This is a genomic window from Pseudomonas sp. GW823-FHT06B06, assembly GCF_058795195.1.
This window is the reverse complement of record NZ_JBXAHO010000008.1, coordinates 44,752-71,606: the sequence shown is the minus strand read 5'-3', so window position 1 is coordinate 71,606 and position 26,855 is coordinate 44,752. Positions and strand designations below refer to the sequence as shown.

General features: G+C 59.7%; 25 protein-coding genes. 12 read left to right on the top strand and 13 right to left on the bottom strand.

Annotated features, from left to right (window positions below):
* Positions 1-12: 12 nt before the first annotated feature.
* The 4 genes from AC1Q8Q_RS09385 to AC1Q8Q_RS09370 are packed head-to-tail and all read left to right on the top strand — an operon-like array spanning position 13 to position 3,524.
* Entirely contained in the window at positions 13-1,161 is a 1,149-nt protein-coding gene (locus AC1Q8Q_RS09385; protein ID WP_020798021.1) for an ABC transporter permease, read from the top strand.
* Positions 1,158-1,961 (top strand): ABC transporter ATP-binding protein, encoded by an 804-nt coding sequence (locus AC1Q8Q_RS09380; protein ID WP_020798022.1) that lies wholly within the window; start codon positions 1,158-1,160, stop codon positions 1,959-1,961. Before AC1Q8Q_RS09385 ends, AC1Q8Q_RS09380 begins: the two co-directional genes overlap by 4 nt.
* Position 1,962: 1 nt before the next feature.
* Positions 1,963-2,901: an MlaD family protein gene (locus AC1Q8Q_RS09375; RefSeq protein WP_020798023.1), complete on the top strand. Its 939-nt coding sequence runs from the start codon at positions 1,963-1,965 to the stop codon at positions 2,899-2,901.
* Positions 2,898-3,524: an ABC-type transport auxiliary lipoprotein family protein gene (locus AC1Q8Q_RS09370; protein WP_492614990.1), complete on the top strand. Its 627-nt coding sequence runs from the start codon at positions 2,898-2,900 to the stop codon at positions 3,522-3,524. The genes AC1Q8Q_RS09375 and AC1Q8Q_RS09370 overlap by 4 nt, the downstream gene beginning before the upstream one ends.
* 128 nt (positions 3,525-3,652) lie before the next feature.
* On the opposite strand, the gene AC1Q8Q_RS09365 is transcribed toward AC1Q8Q_RS09370, so the two are convergent.
* From AC1Q8Q_RS09365 to AC1Q8Q_RS09350, 4 genes are all read right to left on the bottom strand, one after another.
* A complete protein-coding gene (locus AC1Q8Q_RS09365; RefSeq protein WP_033045657.1) occupies positions 3,653-4,882 on the bottom strand; it encodes a nucleoside recognition domain-containing protein in 1,230 nt (409 codons plus the stop codon).
* A 90-nt stretch (positions 4,883-4,972) separates the two neighbouring features.
* The gene (gene gltP, locus AC1Q8Q_RS09360; protein WP_020798026.1) at positions 4,973-6,304 is read right to left on the bottom strand and encodes a glutamate/aspartate:proton symporter GltP; all 1,332 of its coding nucleotides are present in this window, start codon (positions 6,302-6,304) and stop codon (positions 4,973-4,975) included.
* A gap of 662 nt (positions 6,305-6,966) precedes the next feature.
* Positions 6,967-7,131 carry a DUF1328 domain-containing protein gene (locus AC1Q8Q_RS09355; protein ID WP_020798027.1) on the bottom strand — a complete coding sequence of 55 codons (165 nt, stop codon included), beginning with the start codon at positions 7,129-7,131 and terminating at the stop codon, positions 6,967-6,969.
* Positions 7,132-7,202: 71 nt separating this feature from the next.
* Positions 7,203-7,490, bottom strand: a complete 288-nt coding sequence (locus AC1Q8Q_RS09350; protein ID WP_083349947.1) for a hypothetical protein — start codon at positions 7,488-7,490, stop codon at positions 7,203-7,205.
* A gap of 435 nt (positions 7,491-7,925) precedes the next feature.
* Between AC1Q8Q_RS09350 and algB the strand changes: the two genes are divergently transcribed.
* Complete coding sequence (gene algB, locus AC1Q8Q_RS09345; RefSeq protein WP_020798029.1) at positions 7,926-9,272, top strand: sigma-54-dependent response regulator transcription factor AlgB; 1,347 nt, start codon at positions 7,926-7,928, stop codon at positions 9,270-9,272.
* Between the two features lie 10 nt (positions 9,273-9,282).
* The gene (locus AC1Q8Q_RS09340; RefSeq protein WP_151143773.1) at positions 9,283-11,067 is read left to right on the top strand and encodes a KinB sensor domain-containing domain; all 1,785 of its coding nucleotides are present in this window, start codon (positions 9,283-9,285) and stop codon (positions 11,065-11,067) included.
* Between the two features lie 7 nt (positions 11,068-11,074).
* On the opposite strand, the gene AC1Q8Q_RS09335 is transcribed toward AC1Q8Q_RS09340, so the two are convergent.
* From AC1Q8Q_RS09335 to AC1Q8Q_RS09305, 7 genes are all read right to left on the bottom strand, one after another.
* A complete protein-coding gene (locus AC1Q8Q_RS09335) occupies positions 11,075-12,685 on the bottom strand; it encodes an EAL domain-containing protein (RefSeq protein WP_020798031.1) in 1,611 nt (536 codons plus the stop codon).
* A gap of 75 nt (positions 12,686-12,760) precedes the next feature.
* On the bottom strand, positions 12,761-13,540 hold the full coding sequence (locus AC1Q8Q_RS09330; RefSeq protein WP_033038845.1) for an N-acetylmuramoyl-L-alanine amidase: 780 nt from the start codon (positions 13,538-13,540) through the stop codon (positions 12,761-12,763).
* A 102-nt stretch (positions 13,541-13,642) separates the two neighbouring features.
* Positions 13,643-15,634, bottom strand: a complete 1,992-nt coding sequence (locus tag AC1Q8Q_RS09325; RefSeq protein ID WP_151143774.1) for a GGDEF domain-containing protein — start codon at positions 15,632-15,634, stop codon at positions 13,643-13,645.
* Positions 15,631-16,509: an endonuclease/exonuclease/phosphatase family protein gene (locus AC1Q8Q_RS09320; protein ID WP_020798034.1), complete on the bottom strand. Its 879-nt coding sequence runs from the start codon at positions 16,507-16,509 to the stop codon at positions 15,631-15,633. The genes AC1Q8Q_RS09325 and AC1Q8Q_RS09320 overlap by 4 nt, the downstream gene beginning before the upstream one ends.
* A gap of 14 nt (positions 16,510-16,523) precedes the next feature.
* Complete coding sequence (locus tag AC1Q8Q_RS09315; protein ID WP_020798035.1) at positions 16,524-17,165, bottom strand: thiol:disulfide interchange protein DsbA/DsbL; 642 nt, start codon at positions 17,163-17,165, stop codon at positions 16,524-16,526.
* 199 nt (positions 17,166-17,364) lie between these two features.
* Positions 17,365-17,994 carry a c-type cytochrome gene (locus tag AC1Q8Q_RS09310; protein ID WP_020798036.1) on the bottom strand — a complete coding sequence of 210 codons (630 nt, stop codon included), beginning with the start codon at positions 17,992-17,994 and terminating at the stop codon, positions 17,365-17,367.
* Between the two features lie 43 nt (positions 17,995-18,037).
* Entirely contained in the window at positions 18,038-18,328 is a 291-nt protein-coding gene (locus AC1Q8Q_RS09305) for a c-type cytochrome (protein ID WP_033038856.1), read from the bottom strand.
* Positions 18,329-18,519: 191 nt separating this feature from the next.
* On the opposite strand from AC1Q8Q_RS09305, the gene yihA reads away from it, so the two are divergent.
* Positions 18,520-19,164: a ribosome biogenesis GTP-binding protein YihA/YsxC gene (yihA, locus tag AC1Q8Q_RS09300; RefSeq protein WP_020798038.1), complete on the top strand. Its 645-nt coding sequence runs from the start codon at positions 18,520-18,522 to the stop codon at positions 19,162-19,164.
* Between the two features lie 332 nt (positions 19,165-19,496).
* On the opposite strand, the gene polA is transcribed toward yihA, so the two are convergent.
* On the bottom strand, positions 19,497-22,310 hold the full coding sequence (polA, locus tag AC1Q8Q_RS09295) for a DNA polymerase I (protein ID WP_492614989.1): 2,814 nt from the start codon (positions 22,308-22,310) through the stop codon (positions 19,497-19,499).
* Positions 22,311-22,384: 74 nt separating this feature from the next.
* On the opposite strand from polA, the gene AC1Q8Q_RS09290 reads away from it, so the two are divergent.
* Positions 22,385-22,675, top strand: a complete 291-nt coding sequence (locus tag AC1Q8Q_RS09290) for a DUF2782 domain-containing protein (RefSeq protein ID WP_110748477.1) — start codon at positions 22,385-22,387, stop codon at positions 22,673-22,675.
* Positions 22,676-22,734: 59 nt separating this feature from the next.
* On the top strand, positions 22,735-23,685 hold the full coding sequence (locus AC1Q8Q_RS09285) for a homoserine kinase (RefSeq protein ID WP_033038864.1): 951 nt from the start codon (positions 22,735-22,737) through the stop codon (positions 23,683-23,685).
* Between the two features lie 123 nt (positions 23,686-23,808).
* Here the strand turns inward: AC1Q8Q_RS09285 and AC1Q8Q_RS09280 are convergent, their stop codons facing one another.
* Positions 23,809-24,729 (bottom strand): zinc ABC transporter substrate-binding protein, encoded by a 921-nt coding sequence (locus AC1Q8Q_RS09280; protein WP_492614988.1) that lies wholly within the window; start codon positions 24,727-24,729, stop codon positions 23,809-23,811.
* Between the two features lie 66 nt (positions 24,730-24,795).
* On the opposite strand from AC1Q8Q_RS09280, the gene zur reads away from it, so the two are divergent.
* From zur to znuB, 3 genes are read left to right on the top strand one after another with little or no spacing between them, the layout of a single operon-like run.
* Positions 24,796-25,278, top strand: coding sequence for a zinc uptake transcriptional repressor Zur (gene zur, locus AC1Q8Q_RS09275; protein ID WP_033038868.1), 483 nt, complete (start codon positions 24,796-24,798; stop codon positions 25,276-25,278).
* A complete protein-coding gene (gene znuC / locus AC1Q8Q_RS09270) occupies positions 25,278-26,063 on the top strand; it encodes a zinc ABC transporter ATP-binding protein ZnuC (RefSeq protein ID WP_020798046.1) in 786 nt (261 codons plus the stop codon). Before zur ends, znuC begins: the two co-directional genes overlap by 1 nt.
* The gene (znuB, locus tag AC1Q8Q_RS09265) at positions 26,056-26,844 is read left to right on the top strand and encodes a zinc ABC transporter permease subunit ZnuB (protein ID WP_020798047.1); all 789 of its coding nucleotides are present in this window, start codon (positions 26,056-26,058) and stop codon (positions 26,842-26,844) included. Before znuC ends, znuB begins: the two co-directional genes overlap by 8 nt.
* Positions 26,845-26,855 lie beyond the last annotated feature (11 nt).

The following is a 26,855-nucleotide window of genomic DNA, read 5'->3' as shown; positions in this document are numbered from 1 at the left end:
AGCACGGAGCTTATGACAAGCAGCACAGTGGCCGGCAATGCCCAATTGGACACCTCGCACTCCCCGCCTCAGATTCGGGTGACGGGAGACTGGACGCTTGCCCATTACGCCGACCTCAAGCACCTGAGTGAAAAGCTCGAAGGCCAGTACGACGACAGCACCCATATCGACCTCAATGGCCTCGGGGCCCTTGATACGGCCGGCGCCTCGCTGCTGGTGGAACTGTTGGGTTCCGAGCGCCTGGGTCGATCCGCCGAACATCCCGATTGCACCCTCTCCACTGCCGACCGCGCGTTGTTGCAAACCGTCTATCAGTCGATGACGGATTTCTGCGTGCCGCTCAAGGAGCCCGAAATCAGCGTCGGCATTCAATTGCTGACCCGCATCGGCCGCGCGGTGGACGCGGTCTGGCAGGACACCCTGCAATTGTTGGGGTTCGTCGGCCTGATTCTGGAAACCATCGTGCGTGGTCTGTTTCGCCCCAGCCGCTGGCGCATCACGCCGATGGTGGCGCACATCGAACAGACCGGTCTCGACGCCGCGCCCATCGTTGCCCTGCTGACCTTTCTGGTGGGCGCCGTGGTGGCCTTTCTCGGGGCGACGGTGTTGACCACGTTCGGCGCCAGTGTGTTCACGGTGGACTTGGTGGCGTTTGCCTTCTTGCGCGAATTCGGTGTGCTTCTGACCGCAATCCTGATGGCTGGGCGCACCGCCAGTGCGTTCACCGCGCAAATCGGCTCGATGAAGGCCAACGAGGAAATCGACGCCATTCGCACCCTGGGCCTCGACCCGATCGAGTTGCTGGTGGTGCCGAGGGTCCTGGCGTTGCTGGTCGCCTTGCCAATGCTGACCTTTCTGGCGATGGTCTCGGGGATTATCGGTGGCGGCGTCGTTTGCGCAGTAGCGCTGGATATTTCGCCAGCGATGTTTCTGTCGCTGCTGCAATCGGACATCGGCGTCCAGCACTTTCTGGTGGGGATCGTCAAAGCGCCGATCTTCGCGTTTCTCATTGCAGCGATCGGTTGCCTGGAAGGCTTTAAAGTCAGCGGCAGTGCGGAGTCCGTCGGCGCTCACACCACGTCCAGCGTGGTGCAGTCGATTTTCGTGGTGATCGTGCTCGATGCCGTGGCCGCGCTGTTTTTCATGGAGATGAGTTGGTGAGTCGTTTACCCCGAGCGCCCGCCGAGGCGGTGATCGAAGTCCGCGGGCTGTGCAATCGTTTCGGTAGCCAGAGCGTGCACGAAAACCTCGATCTGGATCTGTACAAGGGCGAGATCCTGGCTGTGGTCGGTGGTTCCGGCAGCGGTAAGTCCGTGCTGCTGCGCAGCATCGTCGGTTTGCGCCAGCCCAGCGAGGGCGTGGTGAAAGTCTTCGGTAAAAACCTGCCGACCCTGCCTGAGCACGAGCGCTCCCTGATCGAACGGCGCTTTGGAGTGCTGTTCCAGAAAGGCGCCCTGTTCTCTTCGTTGACGGTGACCGAGAACGTCGCCCTGCCCCTGATCGAACACGCGGGATTGAGCCGTGACGATGCCGAGCACTTGGCGGCGGTAAAACTGGCCCTGGCTGGCTTGCCGCTGTCGGCGGCGGACAAGTACCCCGCGTCCCTGTCCGGCGGCATGATCAAGCGTGCGGCACTGGCACGGGCCTTGGCGCTGGACCCGGACATCCTGTTTCTCGACGAGCCCACCGCCGGTCTCGATCCGATTGGTGCCGCCGCCTTCGATCAACTGATCCTGACCCTGCGCGATGCCTTGGGCCTTAGCGTGTTCCTGGTGACCCACGACCTCGACACGCTCTACACCATCACCGACCGCGTGGCGGTGCTGGCGCAGAAGAAAGTGCTGGTGGCCGATGCCATTGATGTCGTCTCGGAAACCGACGATGCATGGATTCACGAATACTTCCATGGCCCTCGCGGCCGCGCGGCGCTGACGGCCGCTCAACAGCTCAACGAGGTCTGACATGGAAACCCGAGCCCATCATGTATTGATCGGCCTGTTCACCGTGATTGTGGTGACAGGCGCCCTGCTCTTTGGCCTTTGGCTGGCCAAGTCCAGTGTCGACACCGAGTTCAAGGACTACGAGGTTGTGTTCAACGAGGCGGTCAGTGGTCTATCCAAGGGCAGCCCGGTGCAGTACAGCGGGATCAAGGTCGGCGATGTCGTGCTGCTGCGGCTGGACCCGAAAGACCCGCGTCGGGTGCTGGCCAGGATTCGTCTGGGTGGCGACACACCGATCAAGGAAGATACCCAGGCCAAGCTGGCGCTGACCGGGGTCACCGGAACATCGATCATCCAGCTCAGCGGCGGTACGCCCCAGAGCCCGCCACTCAAGGGCAAGGACGGCAAACTGCCGACCATTGTCGCTTCGCCCTCGCCCATCGCCCGATTGCTCAATGACAGCAACGACCTCATGGCCGGGGTGAACATGCTGATGCACAACGCCAACCTGATGTTTTCCACGGAAAACATCGAGCGCATCAGCAAGACCCTGGAGCATCTTGAAGTCACCACCGGCACCATCGCCGACCAGCGTGGCGATATCCGCCAGGCCATGCAGCAACTGGCGGCGGTCGGCAAACAGGCCAGCACCATGATGGAACAGACGTCGACGCTGATGCGCAGCGCCAACGGCTTGCTCAATGATCAGGGCAAGCAGATGTTCGGCAGCGCCGAACAAGCCATGAAATCCCTGGAGCAGAGCAGCGCGACGATCAACAAGCTGCTCAGCACCAATCAGGACTCGTTGAACAGCGGCATGCAGGGCCTCAATGGCCTGGCCCCGGCAATACGCGAGCTGCGTGAAACCCTGACCTCGTTGCGCTCCATCTCCCAACGCCTTGAGGCCAACCCCAGCGGTTACCTGCTGGGCAGTGACAAGAACAAGGAATTCACCCCATGAAGCTGTCCGCCCTCACCCTCTTCGCCAGCTTCACGTTGATCAGCGCCTGCTCGATCCTGCCCAAGCCCGAACCCTTCGAACTCTATCGATTGCCTTCGGCGCAAAGCAGTGTGGCGCCTGCTCACGCCACGCCGCAGCGCTGGTCGTTGCGCCTGAACAAACCCCAGGCCAGTGAAGCGTTGAACAGCCCCAACATCGCCGTCATCCCCCAGGGTGACGTGATCAGCAGCTATAAGGGCGCACGTTGGAGCGACCCGGCGCCGGTGCTGATGCGCAATCGCCTGCTCGATGGTTTCCAGCGTGATGGTCGGGTGACGCTGCTTAGCACCGATGACAGCAACTTTCAGGCGGATCTGGAGCTGGGTGGCAGCTTGCAGGCGTTTCAGACCGAATATCAGGGTACCAACGCCGGCGTGATCGTGCGCTTGGACGCGTTACTGGTGCGTGGTTATGACCAGCGAATCCTCGCCAGCAAGCGTTTTGAAGTGCGCCAGCCTTTGAGTGATGTGAAGGTGCCGGCGGTGGTGGCCGGATTTGGCCAGGCCAGCGATCAACTGACGACGCAGGTGGTGGCGTGGGCGGTTGAGCAAGGGCAAAAAGTCGCACCGCCCCCAAGGCCATGAACCTGGCGCAAAACCCCTGTAGGAGCGAGCATGCTCGCGATGGACGCCAAAGCAACGCTGGTTACCAGACACCCCGCGTTATCGTTGACGTTTTTCGCGAGCATGCTCGCTCCTACAGGGGATTGTGGTTAGCCGAAGAACCAGTAGCAGACCCCGATGGCGCCCAGTACACCGGCCAATTCCGCCAGTAACGCACACCCCACCGCATGCCGCGCTCGCTGGATGCCTACTGCGCCAAAGTACACCGCCAGCACATAGAACGTGGTTTCTGTACTGCCCTGAACCGTCGCCGCCACCAGTGCCGGGAAGCTGTCCACACCCGATGTTTTCATCGTTTCGATCAGCATCGCCCGGGCGGCGCTGCCGGAGAAGGGTTTGACCATCGCCGTTGGCAGCGCATCGACGAAGCGCGTGTCCCAGCCGGCCCATTCCACCAGGTGACGAATCCCGTCCAGGCCGAAATCCAGGGCGCCGGACGCCCGCAACACGCCTACGGCGCACAGCATCGCCACGAGATACGGCAGCAGGTTCTTCGCCACGTCAAAGCCTTCCTTGGCGCCTTCGACGAACGCTTCGTAGACCTTGACCTTGCGCAACGCGCCAATCACCAGAAACAGCATGATCAAGCAAAATAGCGTCAAGTTGCCGAGGATCGAAGACAAACCCGCCAGTGCGGTCGCTGACATCGTTCCCAGAAGCGCCATGAAACCGCCGAGGGCGAGGGCGCCGGGAATCAGGTACGCCAACACCACCGGGTCCCAGACGCGCAGGCGTTGCATGAAGGCTACGGCCAGGAAACCGACAATGGTCGAGCAACTGGTGGCGAGCAGGATCGGCAGGAACACCAGTGTCGGGTCGGGCGCACCTTGCTGGGCGCGGTACATGAAGATCGTCACCGGCAGCAGGGTCAGGGAGGAGGCGTTGAGCACCAGGAACAGGATCTGCGCGTTACTGGCAATCGTATCGCTGGGATTGAGCTCCTGCAGCGCCTTCATGGCCTTGAGGCCGATGGGCGTGGCGGCGTTATCCAGGCCCAGGCCGTTGGCGGCGAAGTTCAGGGTGATGAGACCGATGGCGGGGTGGCCAGGCGGGACTTCCGGCATCAGGCGCAAGAACAGCGGCCCGAGGGCCTTGGCCAGCCATTCGACGATCCCGGCCTTCTCGGCGATCCGCAGAAAGCCCAACCACAGGGTGAGGGTACCGAACAGCAGGACCATGACTTCGACGGACAACTTGGCCATGGCGAAGATGCTTTCCACCATCGCCGCGAAGATCCCGGCGTTGCCGCCGATCAACCATTGCGCCAGCGCCGACACGGCAGCCACGATGAAGAAGCCAAGCCACAGGCCATTAAGCATCAGTCAAATCCCCCAAAAGATGCGCGAATGATAGCGGGGTGGCCAGAAACGACAAACCCCGGATTTCTCCGGGGTTTGTCTGGTATTACATTAGTTGCTGGAGGTTTCACCCGCTGGCAGCTTTTCCTTGCTGCGCCAGTGCGGCAGGGAGTTCCAGTAGCGCTGGCCCTTGGCGTCGTCGTACATGCCTTCCCAACGAGCGATGACCAGCACGGCCAGGGCATTGCCGATCACGTTCAGAGCGGTACGTGCCATGTCCATGACACGGTCGACACCGGCGATGAATGCCAGGCCTTCGAGCGGGATGCCGACGCTGCCCAGGGTAGCGAGCAGGACTACGAAGGACACGCCAGGTACACCGGCGATGCCCTTGGAGGTGACCATCAGGGTCAGCACCAGCAGCAATTGCTGGCTGATCGACAGATCGATGCCATAGAGCTGGGCAATGAAGATGGCCGCAATGCTCTGGTACAGGGTCGAACCGTCCAGGTTGAACGAGTAACCGGTTGGCACGACGAAGCTGCAAACGGCTTTGGGCGCGCCATAGGCTTCCATTTTTTCGATCACACGCGGCAGCACGGTTTCGGAGCTGGCGGTGGAGTAGGCCAGTACCAGCTCATCCTTGAAGATGCGCATCAGCTTGAGCACCGAGAAGCCGAACAGTCGAGCGATCAGGCCCAGCACCACGAAGGCGAAGAAGGCGATGGCGAAGTAAACCAGGATGACCAGTTTTGCCAGTGGCAGCAGGGAAGCGAAGCCGAAGTTGGCCACGGTCACCGCGATCAGTGCGAATACGCCGATCGGTGCGTAGTTCATGATCATGTGGGTGACCTTGAACATGCTTTCCGAAACGCCCTGGAACATCTTCACCAGCGGTTCGCGCAGGTCCGCCTGCAAGCTCGACAAACCGAGGCCGAACAGCACAGAGAAGAAAATGATCGGCAGCATTTCGCCGCGAGCCATGGCCGCGAAGATATTCGACGGGATCAGGTTGAGGATGGTTTCGATGAACGCATGTTCATGCTGAACCTCAGCAGCTGTTGCCTGGTACTTGGAAATGTCCACAGTGCCCAGGGTGCTCATGTCGATACCGGCACCTGGATGGAACAGGTTGGCCAGCAGCAGACCCACCACAATGGCGATGGTGGTGACGATCTCGAAGTAGATGATGGTCTTGAGGCCGATGCGCCCAAGTTTCTTGGCGTCACCGACGCCAGCAATGCCGACGATCAGGGAAGAGATGACGATCGGAATTACGATCATCTTGATCAGACGGATAAAGATATCGCCTGCCGGTTGCAGGACGTTGCTGATCCACCAGGCTTTTTCGGCACTGAAATGGTTGAGCAGCGCACCGATTGCAATCCCCAATACCAGACCGATGAGGATCTGCCAGGCGAGGCTAAGCTTTGCCTTCTTCATATCTTTACCCTTACTTCAGTTTGACTCGGGCAGATGCATGAACGGCTTCGCTTGTGGCGAAAACGTTAGTGCACTTGCCCCCGTATAAGGAGCCCCGGAGCGCTTGTTAGTGGCTCTCTGGCAGGCGAAAAAAGGCGCAACTATTCCGATGCAAGGAAGCGACGTCTAATGCCGTAAACGCCTACCCTATGCCGAATCGGCATGAGGTTTTTTGAGTGAAACGCGCGTCCCAACCGGTTCGAATACGACATATTGGCAGGCATAAGTGCCGTGAACCGGCCATCACAGAGCAGATTGTATGTTTTTTGAACAGCGGGGAAGGGTGTCAAAATGATTGGAATTCAGCAGATCTGCGCAGAGATATGAGCGCAAAAGAAAGGCGATTTTTCTCGATGTACGGTCGCTCATGACGCCCTTGGGGACTTTTCCCGCAGGTGCTGCAACCTTCAAGCACTACGCAAGCTCGTCGAACCCAACTCGGCCGGCGAACTTGCGTGGCAGCTTTACCTGACCCGGCCCTTGCGCAGGCACTCCCTGTACCCGTAGGTCACTCCGCCCCTGAAGCAGGCAGAACGTCCCGACCCCTTGGTCATGCGCCTTTCCTTCCTCAGGTGGCGCAGTGGGAAAGAAGCGATGTGCTTCTTTCGCGTCTTGAACTTTGTTCAGCCACGACCGCGACGGCTAAAGAAGAAAGATGCAATGAACATCACCAGGAACACGACAAAGAGAATCTTGGCGATACCCGTGGCGGTGCCCGCGATACCACCGAAGCCCAGGACGGCGGCGACAATGGCAATGATCAGGAACGTGATTGCCCAGCTCAACATGATGATTCTCCTTACGCTTCTATTAAGAGGTGTTGCTATCCCGGCGCGTCGAGCGCACCAAGTTGATGTGCTCAGAACACCCAGCGTTCCTGACGGGGCATCTCATTGGCCGGTTGCGCCTGGTCGACGTCCATCATTCTCATCGGGGTGTTATCTACCAAACCGCTGCCTGCCGCGCTGAAATGGGTTTGGGTCGGATGCTCAAACGAAATGCGCGGGGCTTCTGGCTGCTGACTCTGTTCCCATAGAAGAAACTGTTGACCGGCGATCAAGGTGATCACCAGTGCAAGTACCGCAAACAGGCCTTGCTGAACATGCAGTGGCGAGAAATGCAATTGGGCGGCAAGTTGGCGATTCATCCTGAAGCTCCTCCCACGCTGGGGAAATCAGACTGAGGGCATTTGTTTCTTGCCCTGCGTTAATCAGGTTATTGCAGCCTGCATGCCAGCTTTTTTTATTAAAAAAAACCTTTAAAAACAACAAGTTATGTTTGTCGTGTGAATGTGAGTCGACGCATCCTGCACGATGAGCCCTCGTCCGGTCGTGCGTAATGCACGACTCTTGGCAAACACATCGCAATCTTTTTGAATTGAGAGGAGGGCGCGGCTGTCAGAAATGGACGCAAGGCATCTCTGATAAAGGGGTTTTGCGTTCCAGTAAGCTAATTTCGGGCGTTGCAGCGAGGGGACAGGAGTTAGCTACCCTGCTAAGGCAGGAATGGATCAGAATAAACCATGCAACTTGCCCGATTTTTCCGGGACTAACCAAGATCATTCTTTAAGGAGCGTAGGAAAATGGAATCCGCCACTGAGCATCAAGGCCGCATTCTTCTGGTAGATGATGAGTCTGCCATCCTGCGAACCTTCCGCTATTGCCTTGAAGATGAAGGCTACAGCGTTGCGACCGCTAACAGCGCTGCGCAAGCTGAAGCCTTGCTGCAACGTCAAGTTTTCGACCTGTGCTTCCTCGATTTGCGCCTGGGGGAGGACAACGGTCTGGACGTTCTGGCACAGATGCGCATCCAGGCCCCATGGATGCGCGTGGTGATCGTCACCGCGCATTCGGCCGTAGACACCGCCGTTGATGCGATTCAGGCGGGTGCCGCGGATTATCTGGTCAAGCCGTGCAGCCCCGATCAATTGCGCTTGGCCACGGCCAAACAGCTGGAAGTGCGGCAATTGTCGGCTCGTCTGGAGGCTCTGGAAGGTGAGATGCGTAAACCCAAGGAAGGTCTGGACTCTCACAGCCCGGCCATGAAGGTCGTGCTCGAGACCGCCCGCCAGGTGGCCAATACCGATGCCAACATCCTGATCCTTGGGGAGTCCGGCACCGGTAAAGGCGAGTTGTCCCAGGCGATTCACGGCTGGAGCAAGCGCTCGAAAAAATCCTGTATCACCATCAACTGTCCGTCGCTGACGGCCGAGCTCATGGAAAGCGAGTTATTCGGCCACAGCCGGGGTGCATTTACCGGTGCCAGTGAAAGCACCTTGGGGCGCGTTAACCAAGCTGATGGCGGAACCTTGTTTCTCGACGAAATCGGTGATTTTCCCTTGGTTTTGCAACCAAAGTTGCTGCGCTTCATTCAAGACAAGGAATACGAGCGGGTGGGTGACCCCGTCACGCGCCGGGCCGATGTGCGCATTCTTGCGGCCACCAACCAGAACCTGGAAGACATGGTCCGCGACGGGCGCTTCCGCGAGGACCTGTTGTATCGGCTCAATGTCATTACGTTGCACCTGCCACCACTGCGCGAACGCCGGGAAGACATTCTCAACCTCGCAGACCGGTTTCTGGCCCGTTTCGTCAAGGAATATGCACGTCCGGCGCGGGGTTTCAGCGACGAGGCCCGTGAAGCGCTCCTGGGTTACCGCTGGCCGGGGAACATTCGCGAGCTGCGTAACGTAGTGGAGCGTGCGAGCATTATTTGCCCGCAGGAGCGGGTCGAGATCAGCCACTTGGGCATGGCCGAAGCGCCGATCAACAACGCACCGCGTATTGGTGCGCCGTTAAGCCTGGATGAGCTGGAAAAGGCCCATATCGGTGCCGTCCTTGCCACCGCAGGCACGCTGGATCAAGCCGCCAAGACCTTGGGAATCGATGCGTCGACGCTGTACCGCAAGCGCAAGCAGTACAACCTGTGAGTTCGCGGCGATGAAACCGGCGATGAAGTTGCAGACCCGGCTTTTCCTCAGCATTTCTGCACTGATCACTGTCGCACTGCTTGGGCTACTGCTCGGTCTTGTCAGTGTGCTGCAGATGGCTGGGAGCCAGGAAGCGTTGGTGCGCAACAACTTCGTCACTCTGGACCTGGGGCTCAAATTGCGACAGACGCTGGGTGATCAGCTGCTCATCATGCTCAGTGAAAAAAGCGATCCCGCCGCCCTCGAGGCGTCCAAGCAGCGTTACCTTGAGTTGCTGGAGGAAGGCATTGCCCAGGAACCCTCAGATGAAACCCACGGCTTCAAAAAGGCCAAGGCCGATTATTTGAGCTTTATGGGTGCGTATGAAGTGTCCGCTGACCCGACGCGCGTACTCAGTGGCAACGATGAGCTGACCGAAAAATTCAATCTATTGCGCAATGGCTTGATCACGGAGCACAAGCGGGCGCTGGATGACATCAGCACTGTCGAACGCAAAGCCCGTGAGCGTGCACTGCTGATCGCCGGGCTGCTTGGCCTGGTTGGGCTGGCGGTGTTGATCATCGGCTTCATTACCGCACACGCCATCGCCCGGCGATTCGGTGAGCCCATCGAGGCTCTGGCGCAGGCAGCGGATCGTATTGGCCAGGGTGATTTCGACGTCACGCTGCCGGTGTCTTCGGCCGTGGAGCTGAATCAGCTGACCCGGCGCTTCGGGATCATGGCGGAGGCGTTGCGTGAACATCAGGCCACTAACGTCGATGAGTTGCTGGCGGGACAGCAGCGTTTGCAAGCGGTGCTCGACGGTATCGACGATGGCTTGCTGATGATTGATCGCCAGGGGCATCTGGAGCACCTTAACCCTGTAGCGCAGCGCCAGTTAGGCTGGGACTCCGATCGGCTCGGGCGAGGCTTGGGTGAGGCGCTTGAGCATCCCGAACTCGATGAGCAACTGCAGCTGGTACTGCGTGGCGGTACGCTGGAACGTATGCCGGATGACCTGAGCATCGAGGTCGATGGCGAGACGCGGTTGCTGACGTATAGCCTGACGCCAGTCATCCACACCCAAGGGCATATTCTTGGTGCAGTGATGGTGCTGCACGATGTGACTGAACAACGTGCCTTCGAACGGGTGCGTAGCGAGTTCGTCTTGCGCGCCTCCCATGAACTGCGCACGCCCGTGACTGGTATGCACATGGCATTTGGGCTGTTTCGCGAGCGCTCGCATTTTCCACCGGAGTCCCGGGAGGCGGACCTGCTGGACACGGTAAACGAAGAAATGCAGCGGCTGATGCAACTGATCAATGACTTGCTGAATTTCTCCCGTTACCAGAACGGCTTGCAGAAACTCACTCTGGCGCCATGCTCCATCGAGGATTTGCTGGAGCAAGCGCAGAGTCGTTTTACCGACGGGGCGCGAGAGAAGGGTGTCGAGCTGTTGGTAGAAGTCCAGGGGCCCTTGCCACGGTTGCAAGCCGATCAGGCGCAACTGGACCGGGTGCTCGACAATCTGATCGATAATGCACTGCGTCATACCGCCACCGGCGGGCGGATACGACTGCAAGCCAGGCGTCATGGGGAGCGGGTCATCATCAGCGTCGAAGATAACGGTGAAGGCATCGCCTATGGCCAACAGGGCCGGATCTTCGAGCCGTTTGTCCAGGTCGGCCGCAAGAAAGGCGGGGCCGGCCTCGGTTTGGCGTTGTGCAAGGAAATTGTGCAGCTGCATGGAGGACGAATGGGTGTTTACTCGAGACCGGGGCAGGGGACTCAGTTTTATATGACGTTGACGGTGTAAGCGCTTTTTACGCTTCGTCATCCAGGCGTCGACCGGCCAGTCGGCGGCCTCGGGTTATCAGCTCAATGAACTGCACCGCACTTAATGCATGGGCAAACAGCCAACCCTGGCCGAATCTCACCCCCTCACTGCTGAGGAGCGCCGCCTGGGCTTCATGTTCGATGCCTTCGGCAATCACCTTCAAATGCAATGACTGGGCCATGTGAATAATATGCGGCGCAACACCGCTGCTCGCTGCGTCATGGCCCAGCGCATCGATGAACGCTTTGTCGATTTTCAGGCAATCCACCGGCAAGGTCTGCAGATACGCGAGACTGCAGTAGCCGGTGCCAAAGTCATCGATCAGTACCTGGTGCCCGACATCCCGCAAGGCTTGCAGGTTTTCCCGGGCCACCACCACATCGATCAATCCGCGTTCGGTGACTTCAAAGGCAATCTGCTTCGCCGCGACCCGGTGCAGGGTCAGCAAGCGAGCCATCACTTGGCCGATCCGCGGGATCATGACATCGCAGGCCGCCAGGTTGACCGAGATGTACAACTGCGGGTTGGCCCGCAGCAGTTGCCCCAGTTGCTCAAGCAGGCGTTGCAGGACAAAGTCGGTCATCTGGCGGATTTGCCCGGTGTTCTCTGCCATCGGGATAAACAGGTCGGGACTGGTCAGGGTGCCGTCCGGCCTTCGCCAGCGCAGCAAGGCTTCGGCCCCGACGCAGTTGCGGCTGTCGAGGTCAAAGATCGGCTGATAGAGCACCTGCAACTCACCTCGGCGGATGGCTCCCGTCAGCTCTGCGTCAAGTGACTGGCGCTGGCGCACCAGCAAAAACACCAGGAAACCTACGCAAAGAGCCAATAGCAGACAGGCAGGCAGCAACCACCACCACACGGGCGGTATATGGGTGCCACTGCGCGGGCTGATCAGCACCAGTTGGTATTCCGGGTTGTCGGTGGGCATGCGGTAAATCAAGCGTGTCTGGGTGACTTGCAGCGCATCGCGGGTTTTTGGCGGCCATTGGCTCGGTGGCCAGGCTTGCGAGACGCCCAGTACCGGAATTGCCCGGGTGCCATGGTCAAGTACCACCAGCAGGCTGCTTCCCGGCGAAAGGTCGACCATGTCGGTCAAATGGCCGCGAGATGTCGCAACCCGGAAATTGCCGCGTCCGAGCATCAGCGCGGCACGGTTTTCATCGGGTTCGGTGGTGGTATTCAACCAGTAACTGTAGGTGGGGCCCTTGATGTCCGGTGGGCGTATCAATGACAAACCTTCCTGGCGCGGACGATTGGAACAGATTCGCGAGGCGTCCATGTAGGCTGCCTCATAGACGAAGCGATAATTGAAGGTGACCTGCTGCAAAGTCGCGATCATGTCGTCATCGCAGCTGCGCAACGGCTGGGCTTCCAGGTCGTCAAGGCTTTCGCGCAATTGCCCGAACAGTTGCTCCAGACGAGCAAGAAAACGTTCACCCTGGGCGTTCATTTCCCAGCTTTCGTTTTGCTCAACCTGGTGAATGGCAACGAAGTAACTGCCGGCCATCATCAACGTAGCGCTCAAGACAGCAGCCAGCATCGCCAGAAACCAAGGGCGATAGAACCAGCTGCGAAGTGTCTCTCGAGCAACAGTCATTATGTAATATCCGACGAATTACCAATGAGTTATAGCTGCTATTTGAGAAACGCGCTGACCGTCGGGCGATCGTCATTATTTTGTCTGATTTAAAACCTGAAGCAGCGCGGCGGTTTGTGCATCCGGCGTACCGTCGAAGCGCGACGGTCGGAAATGCATCTGGAAGGCCGCCAGCACGTGGCGGGTGGCGACGTCCAGTTCGCCCGTTTGCGGTGTGTCATAACCGACGCGTGCCAGTTGTGCCTGATACCAGCTGATGCTCGGCAGCTGTGTTTCGAACCGGGTCTGCTGACGGGCTACGGCTTGTTCGTTCGGCCAAATACCCAACCCTTGCTCAGCCAGGCGCTTCCAGGGAAACAAGGGCCCCGGATCCAGCTTGCGCAAGGGGGCGATGTCGCTATGCCCGACAATGCTGCGAGGACTGATTGCGTAGCGCTGGCTAATGTCCTTGAGCAGGACGATCAGGGACTCGATCTGCGCTTCGGAGTAGGGATACCACAGGCGCCCGGTCGGGGTGTCCTTGAAGCCCGGGTTGACGATTTCGATGCCGATGGAACTGGAATTCATCCAGGTCCGGCCTTGCCATTGGCTTTCTCCGGCGTGCCAGGCCCGCAGGTTTTCATCCATCAGCTTGTAGATGGTCGCCTTCTTGTCGTCGCCGATCAGGTAGTGGCTGCTAACTTCGCCATGGGTTAGCAGTTGCAGCGAGCGCTCCTGTGATGCATTGGTGTAGTGGAGCACGACGAACTGAATACGGCTGTCGTGATTGGCCGAAGCATGGCTGGTGTCGTAGCGGGGACCGCTGGCGCAGCCGGCCAGCAGGATCAGCGACACGATGAGAGCAAGATATTTCATGGGGAAGCCAACACGCTAAAGACAGTAATGCAACAGTGTAACGTACTGTCTTGTGCGTGTTGGGCCATCGCAACGATTTGAACAACATGGAGCGATAAGCGCTCAGCCCAGCTCCACCCGGTTGCGCCCGGCATTTTTTGCACGGTACAGCGCCTGATCAGCTCTTTTGAGCACCGCATCGCCATGCTCGCCGGCCCTGAAAGCCGCCAGGCCTATGGAGAGGGTGATGGTCACCGGTTCACCCTTGAAGTGAAAAGGGCAGGCTTCGATAGAGGCGCGCAGGGTTTCCAGGAGTTTCATGCCGTTCGCCGGGACGGTGGATGGCATCAGCAGGACAAATTCCTCGCCGCCAAATCGCGCAATGAAGTCTGTCGGGCGCAGGCGCTTACGCAACACGCTGGCAATGATTTTCAGCACTTTGTCGCCCGCCAGGTGCCCGTAATTATCATTGATGCGCTTGAAGTGATCGAGGTCGAGCATGGCCAGCATCAGGGTGTTGCCGTGTTGCTGCCATTGGCCGATCTCATACTCAAGGCGCTCGCTCCAGGCCGCGCGGTTTGGCAGTCCGGTCAGCGGATCGATCAAGGCTTTCTGGCGTTGCTCTTCGAGGTGCTCGCGAAATCCCTGGGCTTCCTGTTCCATATGGGCAACCCGCTCGGCCAGGCTCTGCAGGCGGGCCGCCACTTCCTGCTCGCGCTCATCGCGCTGCTGGCGGTGCTGGTCCATGGTGCCGAGCAAGACTTCCAGATGGTTTTCCAGCACGTGCTTGAGATCATCCAGATCGGCCGCTTCCTGCACGCTGTTCTGCAAGCCGTCGACCTGTTCGCGAATCTGCGTGTCCATCGCATGTGCGGCGGATCGGCTGTCGGCATGGCCGGCGCTGGCGGCCTGCAAGTTGCTCTGGAACGATTCCAGGCGTTCGTTGAGCCGCTGCAGATAAGCTTCGAATTCGTGTTGGCCACCGTCGGAGATTGCCAGCATCAAAGTCGCCAGATCGTCGAGAATCGGCAGCAACTCGTACCAGTTAAGGCCATTTTTCAGCCGTTCACGCATTGATTCGGCTTGGGGGCGATGACGCTCCGGTACTGTCAGATCCTCGAGCAAGCCCAGCAAGGTATCTTCGATGTGTTTGGCCACCGAGCTATAGGACGGCTCGGGCGAGTCGGGCAGGGCGTAGAGCATGTCTTGCTCGGGCTGCTGCGGATCGATCGCAGCCAGTGCCTGGGCGATGGGCGAGGGCAGCGGCAGGGTATCGAGCAGTACCGCCGGGCTCAATTCGTCGGGATTGACTGCCGTTTCAGCTGGGAGGGTGGGAGTGCCGACAGGTTCGGACAGTCTCACGGGTTGTAGCGATTCGGCTTCGGCCATGACTTGCGCAGGCCGGGCCGGCGCTTGCTGTGGCTCCAGGGCTGGCGCAACAGCAATGGGCTGGGTCGTATCTGGCGTTACTTGCAGCACCTGCGGCACGGTGTCTGCAATGACCGGTCGGGTTGCGACCACGGACGCCGGAACGGTTTCGGCCGTCTGCACGATAAGAGCGTGTTCTGCGGGGACGGTCGCCTCTTCGGTGTCACGCTGACCGAACAGCCGCTGCAGCAGTCCCGGTCGTTCCGGTTCCGCCGGACTTTCCAGCTGGCTCAGGGCCTTGCCCTGCAGTCCGCTCAGCTCGCCGAGCAGTAGCGGGATCTCGCGTGCCTGGCTGACGCGACTGTCCAGTTGTTTGGCGAAGTGCTTGAGGGGGCGGCTCACTTCCCGGGGTAGCGGTAATGTTTGCAGCTGCGTGACCAGGGCGGTGAGTGCGGCGCTGGTCTGGTTGACCCGGGTTTCCCGACGCTGCTCGGAGTCGAGTACGGCTTTTTCCAGGCGAGGCAGCAGGGCGGCGAGTCCGGCGTCCATGTCGTCGGTGCGCACGACTTCGCGCATCTCCTTCATGCATTGGTCAACGGCGCGGTCGGTGCCTTCCGCTGCCAGCGTGCTGCGCACCAGTCCCCGGCGCAACAGGTCTAGCCTGGCATCCCAGCGACGTTCGAGCTTTTCCTGTTGTTCGATGCTTTGCAGGTACTTCTCTTTCCAGCGTTGTGCTTCGTCGCTCATTCATGGGATCCGCGGGGGGCAGGACTCAACGCGGGCAATGCATCGGCCGTGAGCGAACCCGGCAGACGAATCTCTACCGCGACCGGCAGGTGATCGGAAATGGGTTGTGCCAGCACCTCGACCTTTTCAAGGGTCAGGCTCGGGCTCAGTAGAATATGGTCCAGGCAGCGCTGCGGGCGCCAGCTGGGGAACGTCGCTTCCATTTGCGGGGCCAGCAGCCCGAGGTCGCGCAATGGAGAGTGTTGCAGCAGGTCACTGGCGTGGGTGTTCATGTCGCCCATCAGCACCTGGTGCTTGTAACCGCCAATGACTTCGCGAATGTAAGCCAATTGCATGCTGCGGGCTCGTGCGCCCAGTGCCAGGTGCATCATGACCACCACCAGCGCTTCCGGACCTTCGCCGAAGCGCACCAGAATCGCTCCGCGACCCTTCGGCCCTGGCAGTGGATGATCCTCGATCGCCCAAGGCCGCAGGCGACTGAGCACACCGTTGCTGTGCTGGCCGAGGCGTCCGAGATTGCGATTGAGTTGTTGATACCAGTAGGGAAAGGCGCCGAGCTGGGCCAGGTGTTCGACCTGGTTGACGTAGCCTGAACGCAGGCTGCCACCATCGGCTTCCTGAAGGGCGACCAGGTCGAAGTCACCCAGCAGATTGCCGATCTTTTGCAGATTGTCGGCACGCCCGGTGTGCGGCAACAGATGTTGCCAGCCCCGGGTCAGGTAATGCCGATACCGCTCGGTGCTGATACCCACCTGGATATTGAAGCTGAGCAAGCGCAGACGGCTGTCGGCGGGCAGGCCTGTCGATTCCAGGTGATGTTCGTTGACCCGCGGATCATGCAGGCCAACGATGCGTTCGGTTCCCCAGCGGCGCATGGCGGGCGCCTCGCTCAGTTGGCGGCAGCCTTGTTAGCCGCTCGCTCTTGATCGACCAGTTTATCGGCCAGTTGCAGGGCTTGTTCAGCGCCGCCGGCGGAACCTACGTCAAAACGATATTTGCCGTTGACGATCATGGTCGGAACCCCGGTGATTTCATATTTTTTCGCCAGCTCTCGCGCCTTGTTGATCTGGCCCTTGATGGCGAAGGAGTCAAACGTGGCGAGGAACTTGTCCTTGTCGACGCCCTGGGTAGCCAGGAAGTCCGCCATATCGTTCTTGTCGGTCAGCTTCTTGTGTTCTTTCTGGATGGCTTCGAACACTGCAGCATGGACCTTGTGCTCGACGCCCATGGCTTCGAGGGTCAGGAACATCTGGCCGTGTGCATCCCATGGGCCGCCGAACATGGCCGGAATACGTACGAAATTCACGTCCGAAGGCAGTTTTTCAACCCATGGGTTGATCACGGGTTCAAAGGCGTAGCAGTGCGGGCAACCGTACCAGAACAGCTCCACCACTTCGATCTTGCCGGGCACGGCGACCGGCACCGGGTTGCTCAGCTCGACATAAGGTGCAGCGGGGGCTTCAGCGGCTTGGGCAGTCATGCCGAACAGGCTGGCAGCGGCAAAAACGGCGCTGATGATCAGATTACGCATGCTTTACTCCTGGACAATTTTTTCGCCTCGCGAGACCTGATTTCAGACAGGTCATGGCGGGCTTGAGTTCTGTAGTGTAACGGCAGCGGCCACAAAAAAGGGCGGCCAAAGCCACCCTTTTTATACTTGCTGTGACGGATTAATCGAGCGTTAACGCTGCAAGGGTTCTATGCCTTGCGCAACGCCCGATCAATCGGTCTTAGTGCAGGCCCTGGATATAGCTGGACACTGCGGCGATGTCTTCGTCGCTCAGCTTTTTGGCAATGCTCTGCATCGGTTTGGTATCGCCATCGTTATTGCGACCGCCTTCTTCCTTGCGGAAGTCAGTCAGTTGCTTGGCGACATATTGAGCGTGCTGGCCACCCAGGTGCGGGAAGCCGGCGGCCGCGTTGCCCGCGCCATTTGGCGAGTGGCAGCCGGTGCACGATGGCAGGCCCTTGGCCAGGTCGCCGCCACGGAACAGTGCTTCACCGCGAGCCACGACTTTCGGGTCGGCGGCACCGACGCTGCCCTTCTGGCTGGCGAAGTAGGCGGCGATGTCCGCCAGATCCTGGTCGCTCAGGTTGGTCAGCAGGCCGGTCATTTCCAGGACGGTGCGCTTGCCCGACTTGATGTCGTGCAGCTGCTTGGTCAGGTAGCGTTCACCCTGGCCTGCCAGTTTTGGAAAGTTAGGCGCCATGCTGTTGCCATCCGGGCCATGACAGGCACCACATACGGCGGCTTTTGCCTGGCCTGCGGCGGCGTCACCAGGTTTGACTGGCTCACCTGCAGCATGGGCAATGCCGGAGATCCCCACGGTCAACAGCAGACTCACGATCAATTTGTTCATCAGCTAATCCAACTACGGCTAAGGGTTAAGTTATGGACCGGGTTTACTCGCTCATCCAGCGGATGATGGCTTGGTAATCCTCGGCACTGCAGTCCATGCACAAACCACGCGGCGGCATCGCCTTGAAACCCTGGGTCACGTGTTGCACCAGCGTCTCCATACCTTTCGCCAACCTCGGCTTCCAAGCTTCCTGATCGCCCTTGCGGGGCGCCATGGGTAGTTGGCCGGAATGACAGGCACCACAAACACGGTTGTACACAGTTTCCGGATCCTGTGTAGCCTGAGCGCTGTAAAGCGGCATCAAGACTCCGGTAACTAGCAGCCATTTCGTCATAAAACGACCTTTTCAGGGTTGAGAGCGATCTGCGTTCTAGTGCGCAATCAAGGTCTGTCGCTCTCGTGAACTTCATCCTGCATCGGGACAAAGCGCACACAAAATCTGCGGCATTATATACTGGCGTCACTGAAACGGAAGCGACACTGCTTGCCGCGCCCATTCCTGGCGCCGCCCACATCGGAAATCCCATGCAACTCAAGAATCCCATCCTCGGTCTGTGCCAACAGTCCACCTTCATGCTCAGCGCCGCCAAAGTCGACCAATGTCCGGATGACGAGGGCTTTGAAGTCGCCTTCGCCGGGCGTTCCAACGCCGGCAAGTCCAGTGCCCTGAACACCCTGACGCATGCCAGCCTGGCGCGCACCTCGAAAACACCGGGGCGCACGCAACTGTTGAACTTCTTCAAGCTAGACGATGAACGCCGTCTGGTCGACCTGCCGGGCTACGGTTATGCAAAAGTACCGATCCCGCTCAAGCAACACTGGCAGCGTCACCTGGAAGCTTACCTGGGCGGTCGTGAGAGCTTGAAAGGTCTGATCCTGATGATGGACATCCGCCACCCGATGACCGACTTCGACCTGTTGATGCTCGATTGGGCCGTCGCAGCCGGCATGCCGATGCACATTTTGCTGACCAAGGCGGACAAGCTGACCTACGGCGCGGCCAAGAACACATTGCTCAAGGTGCAATCGGAAATTCGCAAGGGTTGGGGCGATGCTGTGACGATCCAGTTGTTTTCGGCCCCTAAGCGCATGGGCCTGGAAGACGCCTACACTGTATTGGCGAACTGGATGGAACTGCCGGACAAAGGCGCTGACGAAGTAACTGGATAAGCGTGAAAAAACTGTCTCAGGAGCGGTCAGGCCAGCGTGGCGTGACCGCATCAGGCAGTTTTCAGGCAAAAAAAACCCCGGACTTCTATGGGGAGGGGGAAGTTCCGGGGTTCAAGTTCTAGACCGCTAGGGCGGGGTCCAGATATCTGCCAACACTTAACACAACATAGGAGCATCGAAGGGCTTCACCAGCCATTCAGTAAATCTGAGTGGCCTTGGCGAGATTAGTTCAGTTTATTTTCAGAAGCTTTGGAATAAACCCAATCACTTTTTGGACTAAGCAGCGCAGGTTGGGGTCTGCCGCGGCATCATGCCGCAGCAGCGTTTTGCACTCAGTGCGCCTCATCCCAGTTATTGCCTACCCCGACTTCCACCAGCAATGGCACATCCAGTTTCGCCGCACCGCTCATGTGCAGGCGAATCTCGTTGGTGACTTGATCGACAAGGTCCTCGCGCACTTCCAGTACCAATTCATCGTGGACCTGCAGAATGACCTTGGCGTCCAGGCCGGAGGAGGTCAGCCATCCATCCACGGCCACCATGGCTTTCTTGATGATGTCGGCTGCCGTGCCTTGCATCGGCGCGTTGATGGCCGTGCGTTCGGCTGCGGCACGCTCCTGCGGCTTGTTGGAATTGATCTCCGGCAAGTACAGCCGTCGCCCGAAGAACGTTTCCACGTAGCCTTGATCCGCGGCCTGCACGCGGGTGCGATCCATGTATTCGCGCACACCGGGATAACGGGCGAAGTAGGTGTCGATGTACGCCTTGGCGGTCTTGGTATCAACGCCGATGTCCTTGCCGAGTTTTTGCGCACCCATGCCATAGATCAGGCCGAAGTTGATCGCCTTGGCGCTGCGACGCTGGTCGGAGGTGACCTGGTTCAGCTCGACCTTGAACACTTCGGCAGCGGTGGCGGTGTGCACGTCCAGGTTATTGCGGAAGGCATTCATCAGGCCTTCATCGCGAGACAGGTGCGCCATGATCCGCAGTTCAATCTGCGAATAGTCGGCAGCCAGCAGCTTGTAGCCGGCCGGGGCGACAAAGGCCTGGCGGATACGCCGGCCTTCCGCGGTGCGCACCGGGATGTTCTGCAGATTCGGGTCGCTGGATGAGAGACGCCCGGTGGACGCCACGGCCTGGTGATAGGAGGTGTGGATGCGCCCGGTGCGTGGATTGATCTGTTCCGGCAGACGGTCGGTGTAGGTGCTTTTGAGCTTGCTCATGGAGCGGTATTCCATCAGCACCTTGGGCAGTCGATAGTCGTCCTCGGCCAGCTTGGCCAGCACTTCTTCGGCGGTCGATGGTTGGCCCTTGGCGGTCTTTTTCAGCACCGGCAACCCGAGTTTCTCGTAAAGGATGACGCCGAGCTGCTTGGGTGAGCCCAGGTTGAATTCCTCTCCGGCAATCTCGAAGGCTTCACGCTCCAGTGCCACCATCTTATCGCCCAGTTCGATGCTCTGCACGCCCAGCAGGGCGGCATCTACGAATGCGCCTTGGCGTTCGATACGTGCGAGCACAGGCACCAGGGGCATTTCGATGTTCGTAAGCACGCTGGCCAGGGTCGGGATGGCGGACAGCTTGTCGAACAAGGCCTGGTGCAGGCGCAGGGTGATGTCCGCGTCCTCGGCGGCGTAAGGCCCGGCCTGCTCCAGCGCAATTTGATCGAACGTCAGTTGCTTGACGCCTTTGCCGGCAATGTCCTGGAAACTCACGGTGGTGTGATCCAGGTATTTCAGCGCCAGGCTGTCCATGTCATGGCGGGTGGCTGTGGAATTGAGCACATAGGATTCGAGCATGGTGTCGAAAGCGACGCCGCGCACGGTGATGCCGTTGGCCTGATCGCCACCGATGGCGCAGTTGGCGAGAATGTTCATGTCGAACTTGGCGTGCTGGCCGACCTTGAGTTTGTTCGGGTCTTCCAGGATCGGCTTGAGGGCGCGCAGGACGGTGTCGCGATCCAGTTGCTCGGGTACGCCGATGTACGAGTGGGTCAACGGGATGTAGGCCGCTTCGTTGGCTTGCACCGCAAAAGACAGGCCCACCAGTTGTGCCTGCTGTGCGTCGATGCCGGTGGTTTCGGTGTCGAAGGCGAACAGCTTGGCGTTTTTCAGTTTATCCAGCCAAACGTCGAATCGCGCTTGATCGAGGACGGTTTCATAGCGGGTTTCTGACGTTGTCGCCGGCACTTCAGCTTCGGCTTCAGCGGCACTGAACAGATCAACGACCGGCGCAGGCGCGGAGGCGGCACCGCTCAATTCAAGACGCTTGGCGTCCCGATCAAGATCGTTCAGCCAGCTTTTGAATTCCAGCAGCGTGTAGAGCTCGTAGAGCTTGGCTGGATCTTCCGGGCCCATTTGCAAGTCGTCGAGGCCAATGTCCAGCGGCACATCGACCTTGATGGTCGCCAATTGGTAGGAGAGGAACGCCATCTCCCTGTGCTCTTCGAGCTTGGCCGGCAGGGTCTTGGCGCCGCGGATCGGCAGGGTTGGGACGATGTCGAGCTGCGCGTAGAGCTCGGTCAAGCCACCATTCACACCCACCAGCAGGCCGGAAGCGGTCTTTGGACCGATGCCCGGAACGCCTGGGATGTTGTCGGACGAATCGCCCATGAGTGCCAGATAATCGATGATCTGCTCGGGAGCGACGCCGAATTTCTCCTTCACGCCCCCTACGTCCATGCTGCTACCGGTCATGGTATTGACCAAGGTAATGTGGCCGTCGACCAACTGCGCCATGTCCTTGTCCCCGGTGGAGATGATCACCGGGCGATCGGCCGCCGCGCTGCTGCGGGCCAGCGTGCCGATCACGTCATCGGCCTCGACGCCTTCTACGCACAGCAGCGGGAAGCCCAGGGCGATCACGCTTTGATGCAGGGGCTCGATCTGCACGCGCATGTCGTCGGGCATGCTCGGCCGGTTGGCCTTGTATTCGGCGTACATGTCATCGCGAAATGTCCCACCCTTGGCATCGAATACCACGGCGAAGGGACTGTCCGGGTACTGCTTGCGCAGACTCTTGAGCATGTTCAGCACGCCCTTGACCGCGCCGGTGGGCAGGCCTTTGGACGTGGTCAGCGGTGGCAACGCGTGAAAGGCGCGGTACAGGTAAGAAGAACCGTCCACCAGGACGAGGGGGGCTTGGCTCATGAGCAGGATCAACCTTTTCGGCGGGTCCGGCGCTAGAATAGCGGGACCGTTGACGACAAAGGGACAAGGTTATCATGCGCACACTAAATCGCCTGTTGCTGGCTGGCTTGTTTGCAATTACACCGCTGGCCGTAATGGCGGCGGACGATGCGCCATCGCCAGATCCGGAAGTGACCATTCGCACGGAAGGCGACAAAACGATTCAGGAGTACCGTCAGAATGGTTTTCTTTACGCCATCAAAGTTACGCCGTCAGTGGGTAAGCCCTATTTTCTGGTGCGCGCCGATGGATCGGACGGTAACTTCATCCGCTCGGATCAGCCGGATATGCTGATACCGTCGTGGAAGATCTTCGAGTGGAAGTAGTTTCTTAATTTCAATCGGCGTTGGCTCAAGGGCGGCGCCTCCTACTGGCAGTTTTAATCATGTCTGTGTTTACCCCCCTGGCTCGGCCCGAGCTGGAAGCTTTTCTCGCCCCTTATGGCCTAGGCCGCCTGCTTGATTTCCAGGGGATTGCCGCCGGTAGCGAAAACACCAATTTCTTTATTAGCCTGGAGCAGGGCGAATTCGTCCTGACCCTGGTCGAGCGCGGCCCGGTCCAGGAGATGCCGTTCTTCATCGAATTGCTCGACGTGCTGCACGAAGCCGACCTGCCGGTGCCTTACGCGCTGCGCACTACCGACGGTGTCGCGTTGCGCGAGCTGGCCGGCAAGCCTGCGCTGCTGCAACCGCGCCTGGCCGGCAAGCACATCAAGCAAGCCAACGCACAGCATTGCGCGCAAGTAGGCGAGTTGCTTGCTCACCTGCACCTGGCGACCCAGGCCAAGATGATCAAGCGCAAGACCGATCGTGGCCTGGACTGGATGCTGGAAGAGGGCACGCAATTTCTTTCGCACCTCAATGCCGGGCAGAAAGCTTTGCTGGAGCGGGCGCTTGAAGAAATCACACAGCAGAAAGAGAAAATTCTGGCGTTGCCACGCGCCAATATCCACGCCGACCTGTTCCGCGATAATGCGATGTTCGAAGGCACGCACCTGACCGGTCTGATCGATTTCTACAACGCCTGCTCGGGGCCGATGCTCTACGACGTGGCGATCGCCTTGAACGACTGGTGTTCGGACGATGACGGCTTGATCGACGGCCCACGGGCGCGGGCGTTGCTGGGGGCTTATGCCGCGTTGCGTCCATTCACCGCGGCCGAGGCCGAGCTGTGGCCGACCATGTTGCGGGTGGCGTGCGTGCGTTTCTGGTTGTCGCGCTTGATCGCGGCGGAGTCGTTTGCCGGGCAGGACGTGTTGATTCACGATCCGATGGAGTTTGAGCTGCGGCTAGCCCAGCGGCAGACGGTCAATACGCCGCTGCCTTTCGCCCTGTAGGAGCGAGCATGTCGAATCGTCGCACCGTCGCGATGGTGGTTAACGATGACGCGGGGTGCCTGACACCCCGCGGTGCTGGGGATTTCTTCGCGAGCATGCTCGCTCCTACAGAGAGCTGGGTTGTTACAACGACTCCAGGCACCCCGCCAAATCATTCCCCAACTTCTCCAAAATCTGCTCATACCCCTGGGCGGTCGCCGGCGTATACCCGCCCAGCGCATCCAGCTCCGCCAGTTTCACCGGGAGCCCGGCCACCAGGGTTTCCGCCAGGCGCGGGCGCAGTGGTGGTTCGCTGAATACACAGGTCTTGCCGACTTCCTGCAACCGCGCGCGCATCGCCGCCACATGCTGGGCGCCGGGTTGTACTTCGGCGGCGACACTGAACACACCGGCGTGCTTCAGGCCGTAGGCGTCTTCGAAGTAGTCGAACGCTTCGTGGAACACGAAGTAAGGTTTGCCTTCAATACCCCCCAGGCGTTTCTTCAGGCGTGCATCCAGCGCATCGAGGCGCTCGTCAAATGCCTTCATGTTGCTCTGGTAGCGTGCCGCGTTGACCGAGTCGGCTGCACTCAGATCCGCCGCCATCTTCGCTGCGATAACCCGGGCGTTGGCCGGCGATAGCCACAAATGCGCATCCAGGCTGCCCGGGCGATGGTCATGGTCATGTTCGTCCGCTTCTTCAGCGTGGGAGTGGTTGTCTTGGGCGAAATGTCGCAATTTCAGGCCAGGAAGGTCCTGCACCGCAACGCTCGGCAGCGTACGACCATTGAGCACCCGAGGCATGAAACCTTCCATGTCCGGCCCGATCCAGTACAGCAGATCCACCGATTGCACCTTCCGTACGTCGGATGGGCGCAAGGCATAGTTATGCGGCGAGGCGCCGGGTGGCAACAAGACTTCCGGGATCGCCACGCCGTCCTGTACGGCAGCGGCGATCAGCTGTAGCGGCTTGATGCTGGTGAGGACCTTGACTTCGGCTTGCGCTGAGCCGATCAGCAGAAAACTTGTGAAAATTGCGACAAAGATGGAAAAAAGTCGGGACACGATGACCACTCGAAGAGGCGAGAACGGGTAACATAATAACGTCTCTCACAATACTCGTCGCCGCTCATGCCTAAAACACCGATAGCCAGCCGTCCTCACGACCACTCTCATTGCGTTCACAGCGCACTGTCTGAGGCCGACGCCCTGTGCGCGCGCCAGGGTTTGCGCCTGACCGCGTTGCGTCGGCGGGTGCTGGAACTGGTGTGGCAAAGCCATAAGCCACTGGGGGCCTATGACATTCTTGCGGTCCTCAGTGAGCAGGACGGGCGCCGGGCCGCACCCCCAACGGTTTACCGCGCTCTGGATTTCCTGCTGGAAAACGGCCTGGTACACCGTATCTCCTCGCTCAACGCCTTCATCGGCTGTAATCACCCGACGCACGCCCACCAGGGTCAGTTCCTGATCTGCCGTGAATGCCACGCCGCCATCGAACTCGAACAGAAGTCCATCAGCGACGCGATCATCGCCAGTGCCAGGGACGTCGGGTTTGTCGTCGAAGGCCAGACCGTTGAAGTGATAGGTCTCTGTTCGGGCTGCCAGGGGGCTTGATGAGCAACGCGCTGATCCGCCTCGAGCAGGTTGCCGTCACGTTTGCCGGGCAACCGGTGCTGGATAACATCGAACTGAGCGTCGAGCCGGGGCAGATCGTGACCCTGATCGGCCCCAATGGCGCCGGCAAGACCACGCTGGTGCGCGCCGTGCTCGGTCTGCTAAAGCCCGACAGTGGCAGCGTCTGGCGCAAGCCGAAACTGCGGGTCGGCTACATGCCGCAAAAGCTGCATGTCGACCCGACCCTGCCGCTCTCGGTGCTGCGCTTCTTGCGCTTGGTGCCGGGTGTGGACCGCGCGATGGCGTTGGCCGCGCTCAAGGAAGTCGGCGCCGAGCAGGTGATCGACAGCCCCGTGCAAAGTGTTTCCGGCGGTGAGATGCAACGTGTCCTGTTGGCCCGGGCCTTGTTGCGTGAGCCTGAGCTGCTGGTGCTCGACGAACCGGTACAAGGCGTCGACGTGGCCGGCCAAGCTGAACTCTATAGCCTGATCACCCGCCTGCGAGACCGTCACGGCTGCGGTGTGTTGATGGTTTCCCACGATTTGCACCTGGTGATGAGCACCACCGACCAGGTAGTTTGCCTGAATCGCCATGTCTGCTGCTCTGGCCACCCCGAGCAGGTCAGCGGCGATCCGGCATTTGTCGAACTTTTCGGCAAAAACGCACAAAGCCTGGCGATTTATCACCACCACCACGACCACGCCCACGATCTGCACGGCTCGGTGGTCAAGGCGCCCACATCGGGTCATACCCATGTTCACGGAGATAGCTGCAAGCATGGCTGATTTTCTGCTCTACGCCCTGCTTGCAGGATTGGCTCTGGCAGTTGTGGCGGGCCCGTTGGGCTCCTTCGTGGTCTGGCGGCGCATGGCCTATTTCGGCGACACCCTGTCCCACGCGGCATTGCTGGGCGTGGCGCTGGGCTTTTTGCTGGATGTCAGCCCGACTGTGGCCGTCACCGTCGGCTGCTTGCTGTTGGCAGTGTTGCTGGTGACCTTGCAACAGCGCCAGCCGTTGGCCTCCGACACGCTTTTGGGAATTCTCGCACCCAGCACCCTCTCTTTGGGCCTGGTGGTACTAAGCTTCATGCACGAAGTGCGGATCGACCTGATGGCCTATCTGTTCGGTGACTTGCTGGCGATCAGCCCGACCGATCTGGCATGGATCCTCGGGGGTAGCGCTGCGGTGCTGGCGTTGTTGGTGACATTGTGGCGGCCATTGCTGGCAATCACGGTGCACGAAGAGTTGGCGAGGGTCGAAGGGCTGCCGGTGGCGGGATTGCGCTTGGCGCTGATGCTGTTGATCGCCGTAGTGATTGCCGTGGCGATGAAAATCGTCGGTGTGTTGCTGATCACATCGTTGTTGATCATTCCGGCCGCCGCGGCACAACGTCACGCCCGCTCACCGGAGCAGATGGCACTGGGCGCCAGCCTGCTGGGCGTGCTCGCCGTGTGTGGCGGGTTGGCGTTGTCCTGGTTCAAGGACACCCCGGCGGGCCCGTCGATTGTAGTGGCGGCCGCCGCGCTGTTTCTGCTGAGTTTTGTTCTGCCCCGTCGAGGGGTGTAGACTTGCTCGTT

What these genes read in the sequence shown, in the direction of transcription:
- AC1Q8Q_RS09385 (WP_020798021.1), top strand. Translation starts at nt 13, where the DNA reads ATGACAAGCAGCACAGTGGCCGGCAATGCCCAATTGGACACCTCGCAC.
- AC1Q8Q_RS09375 (WP_020798023.1), top strand. Translation starts at nt 1,963, where the DNA reads ATGGAAACCCGAGCCCATCATGTATTGATCGGCCTGTTCACCGTGATT.
- AC1Q8Q_RS09370 (WP_492614990.1), top strand. Translation starts at nt 2,898, where the DNA reads ATGAAGCTGTCCGCCCTCACCCTCTTCGCCAGCTTCACGTTGATCAGC.
- AC1Q8Q_RS09365 (WP_033045657.1), bottom strand. Translation starts at nt 4,882, where the DNA reads ATGCTTAATGGCCTGTGGCTTGGCTTCTTCATCGTGGCTGCCGTGTCG.
- gltP (WP_020798026.1), bottom strand. Translation starts at nt 6,304, where the DNA reads ATGAAGAAGGCAAAGCTTAGCCTCGCCTGGCAGATCCTCATCGGTCTG.
- AC1Q8Q_RS09355 (WP_020798027.1), bottom strand. Translation starts at nt 7,131, where the DNA reads ATGTTGAGCTGGGCAATCACGTTCCTGATCATTGCCATTGTCGCCGCC.
- AC1Q8Q_RS09350 (WP_083349947.1), bottom strand. Translation starts at nt 7,490, where the DNA reads ATGAATCGCCAACTTGCCGCCCAATTGCATTTCTCGCCACTGCATGTT.
- algB (WP_020798029.1), top strand. Translation starts at nt 7,926, where the DNA reads ATGGAATCCGCCACTGAGCATCAAGGCCGCATTCTTCTGGTAGATGAT.
- AC1Q8Q_RS09340 (WP_151143773.1), top strand. Translation starts at nt 9,283, where the DNA reads ATGAAACCGGCGATGAAGTTGCAGACCCGGCTTTTCCTCAGCATTTCT.
- AC1Q8Q_RS09335 (WP_020798031.1), bottom strand. Translation starts at nt 12,685, where the DNA reads ATGACTGTTGCTCGAGAGACACTTCGCAGCTGGTTCTATCGCCCTTGG.
- AC1Q8Q_RS09330 (WP_033038845.1), bottom strand. Translation starts at nt 13,540, where the DNA reads ATGAAATATCTTGCTCTCATCGTGTCGCTGATCCTGCTGGCCGGCTGC.
- AC1Q8Q_RS09325 (WP_151143774.1), bottom strand. Translation starts at nt 15,634, where the DNA reads ATGAGCGACGAAGCACAACGCTGGAAAGAGAAGTACCTGCAAAGCATC.
- AC1Q8Q_RS09320 (WP_020798034.1), bottom strand. Translation starts at nt 16,509, where the DNA reads ATGCGCCGCTGGGGAACCGAACGCATCGTTGGCCTGCATGATCCGCGG.
- AC1Q8Q_RS09315 (WP_020798035.1), bottom strand. Translation starts at nt 17,165, where the DNA reads ATGCGTAATCTGATCATCAGCGCCGTTTTTGCCGCTGCCAGCCTGTTC.
- AC1Q8Q_RS09310 (WP_020798036.1), bottom strand. Translation starts at nt 17,994, where the DNA reads ATGAACAAATTGATCGTGAGTCTGCTGTTGACCGTGGGGATCTCCGGC.
- AC1Q8Q_RS09305 (WP_033038856.1), bottom strand. Translation starts at nt 18,328, where the DNA reads ATGACGAAATGGCTGCTAGTTACCGGAGTCTTGATGCCGCTTTACAGC.
- yihA (WP_020798038.1), top strand. Translation starts at nt 18,520, where the DNA reads ATGCAACTCAAGAATCCCATCCTCGGTCTGTGCCAACAGTCCACCTTC.
- polA (WP_492614989.1), bottom strand. Translation starts at nt 22,310, where the DNA reads ATGAGCCAAGCCCCCCTCGTCCTGGTGGACGGTTCTTCTTACCTGTAC.
- AC1Q8Q_RS09290 (WP_110748477.1), top strand. Translation starts at nt 22,385, where the DNA reads ATGCGCACACTAAATCGCCTGTTGCTGGCTGGCTTGTTTGCAATTACA.
- AC1Q8Q_RS09285 (WP_033038864.1), top strand. Translation starts at nt 22,735, where the DNA reads ATGTCTGTGTTTACCCCCCTGGCTCGGCCCGAGCTGGAAGCTTTTCTC.
- zur (WP_033038868.1), top strand. Translation starts at nt 24,796, where the DNA reads ATGCCTAAAACACCGATAGCCAGCCGTCCTCACGACCACTCTCATTGC.
- znuC (WP_020798046.1), top strand. Translation starts at nt 25,278, where the DNA reads ATGAGCAACGCGCTGATCCGCCTCGAGCAGGTTGCCGTCACGTTTGCC.
- znuB (WP_020798047.1), top strand. Translation starts at nt 26,056, where the DNA reads ATGGCTGATTTTCTGCTCTACGCCCTGCTTGCAGGATTGGCTCTGGCA.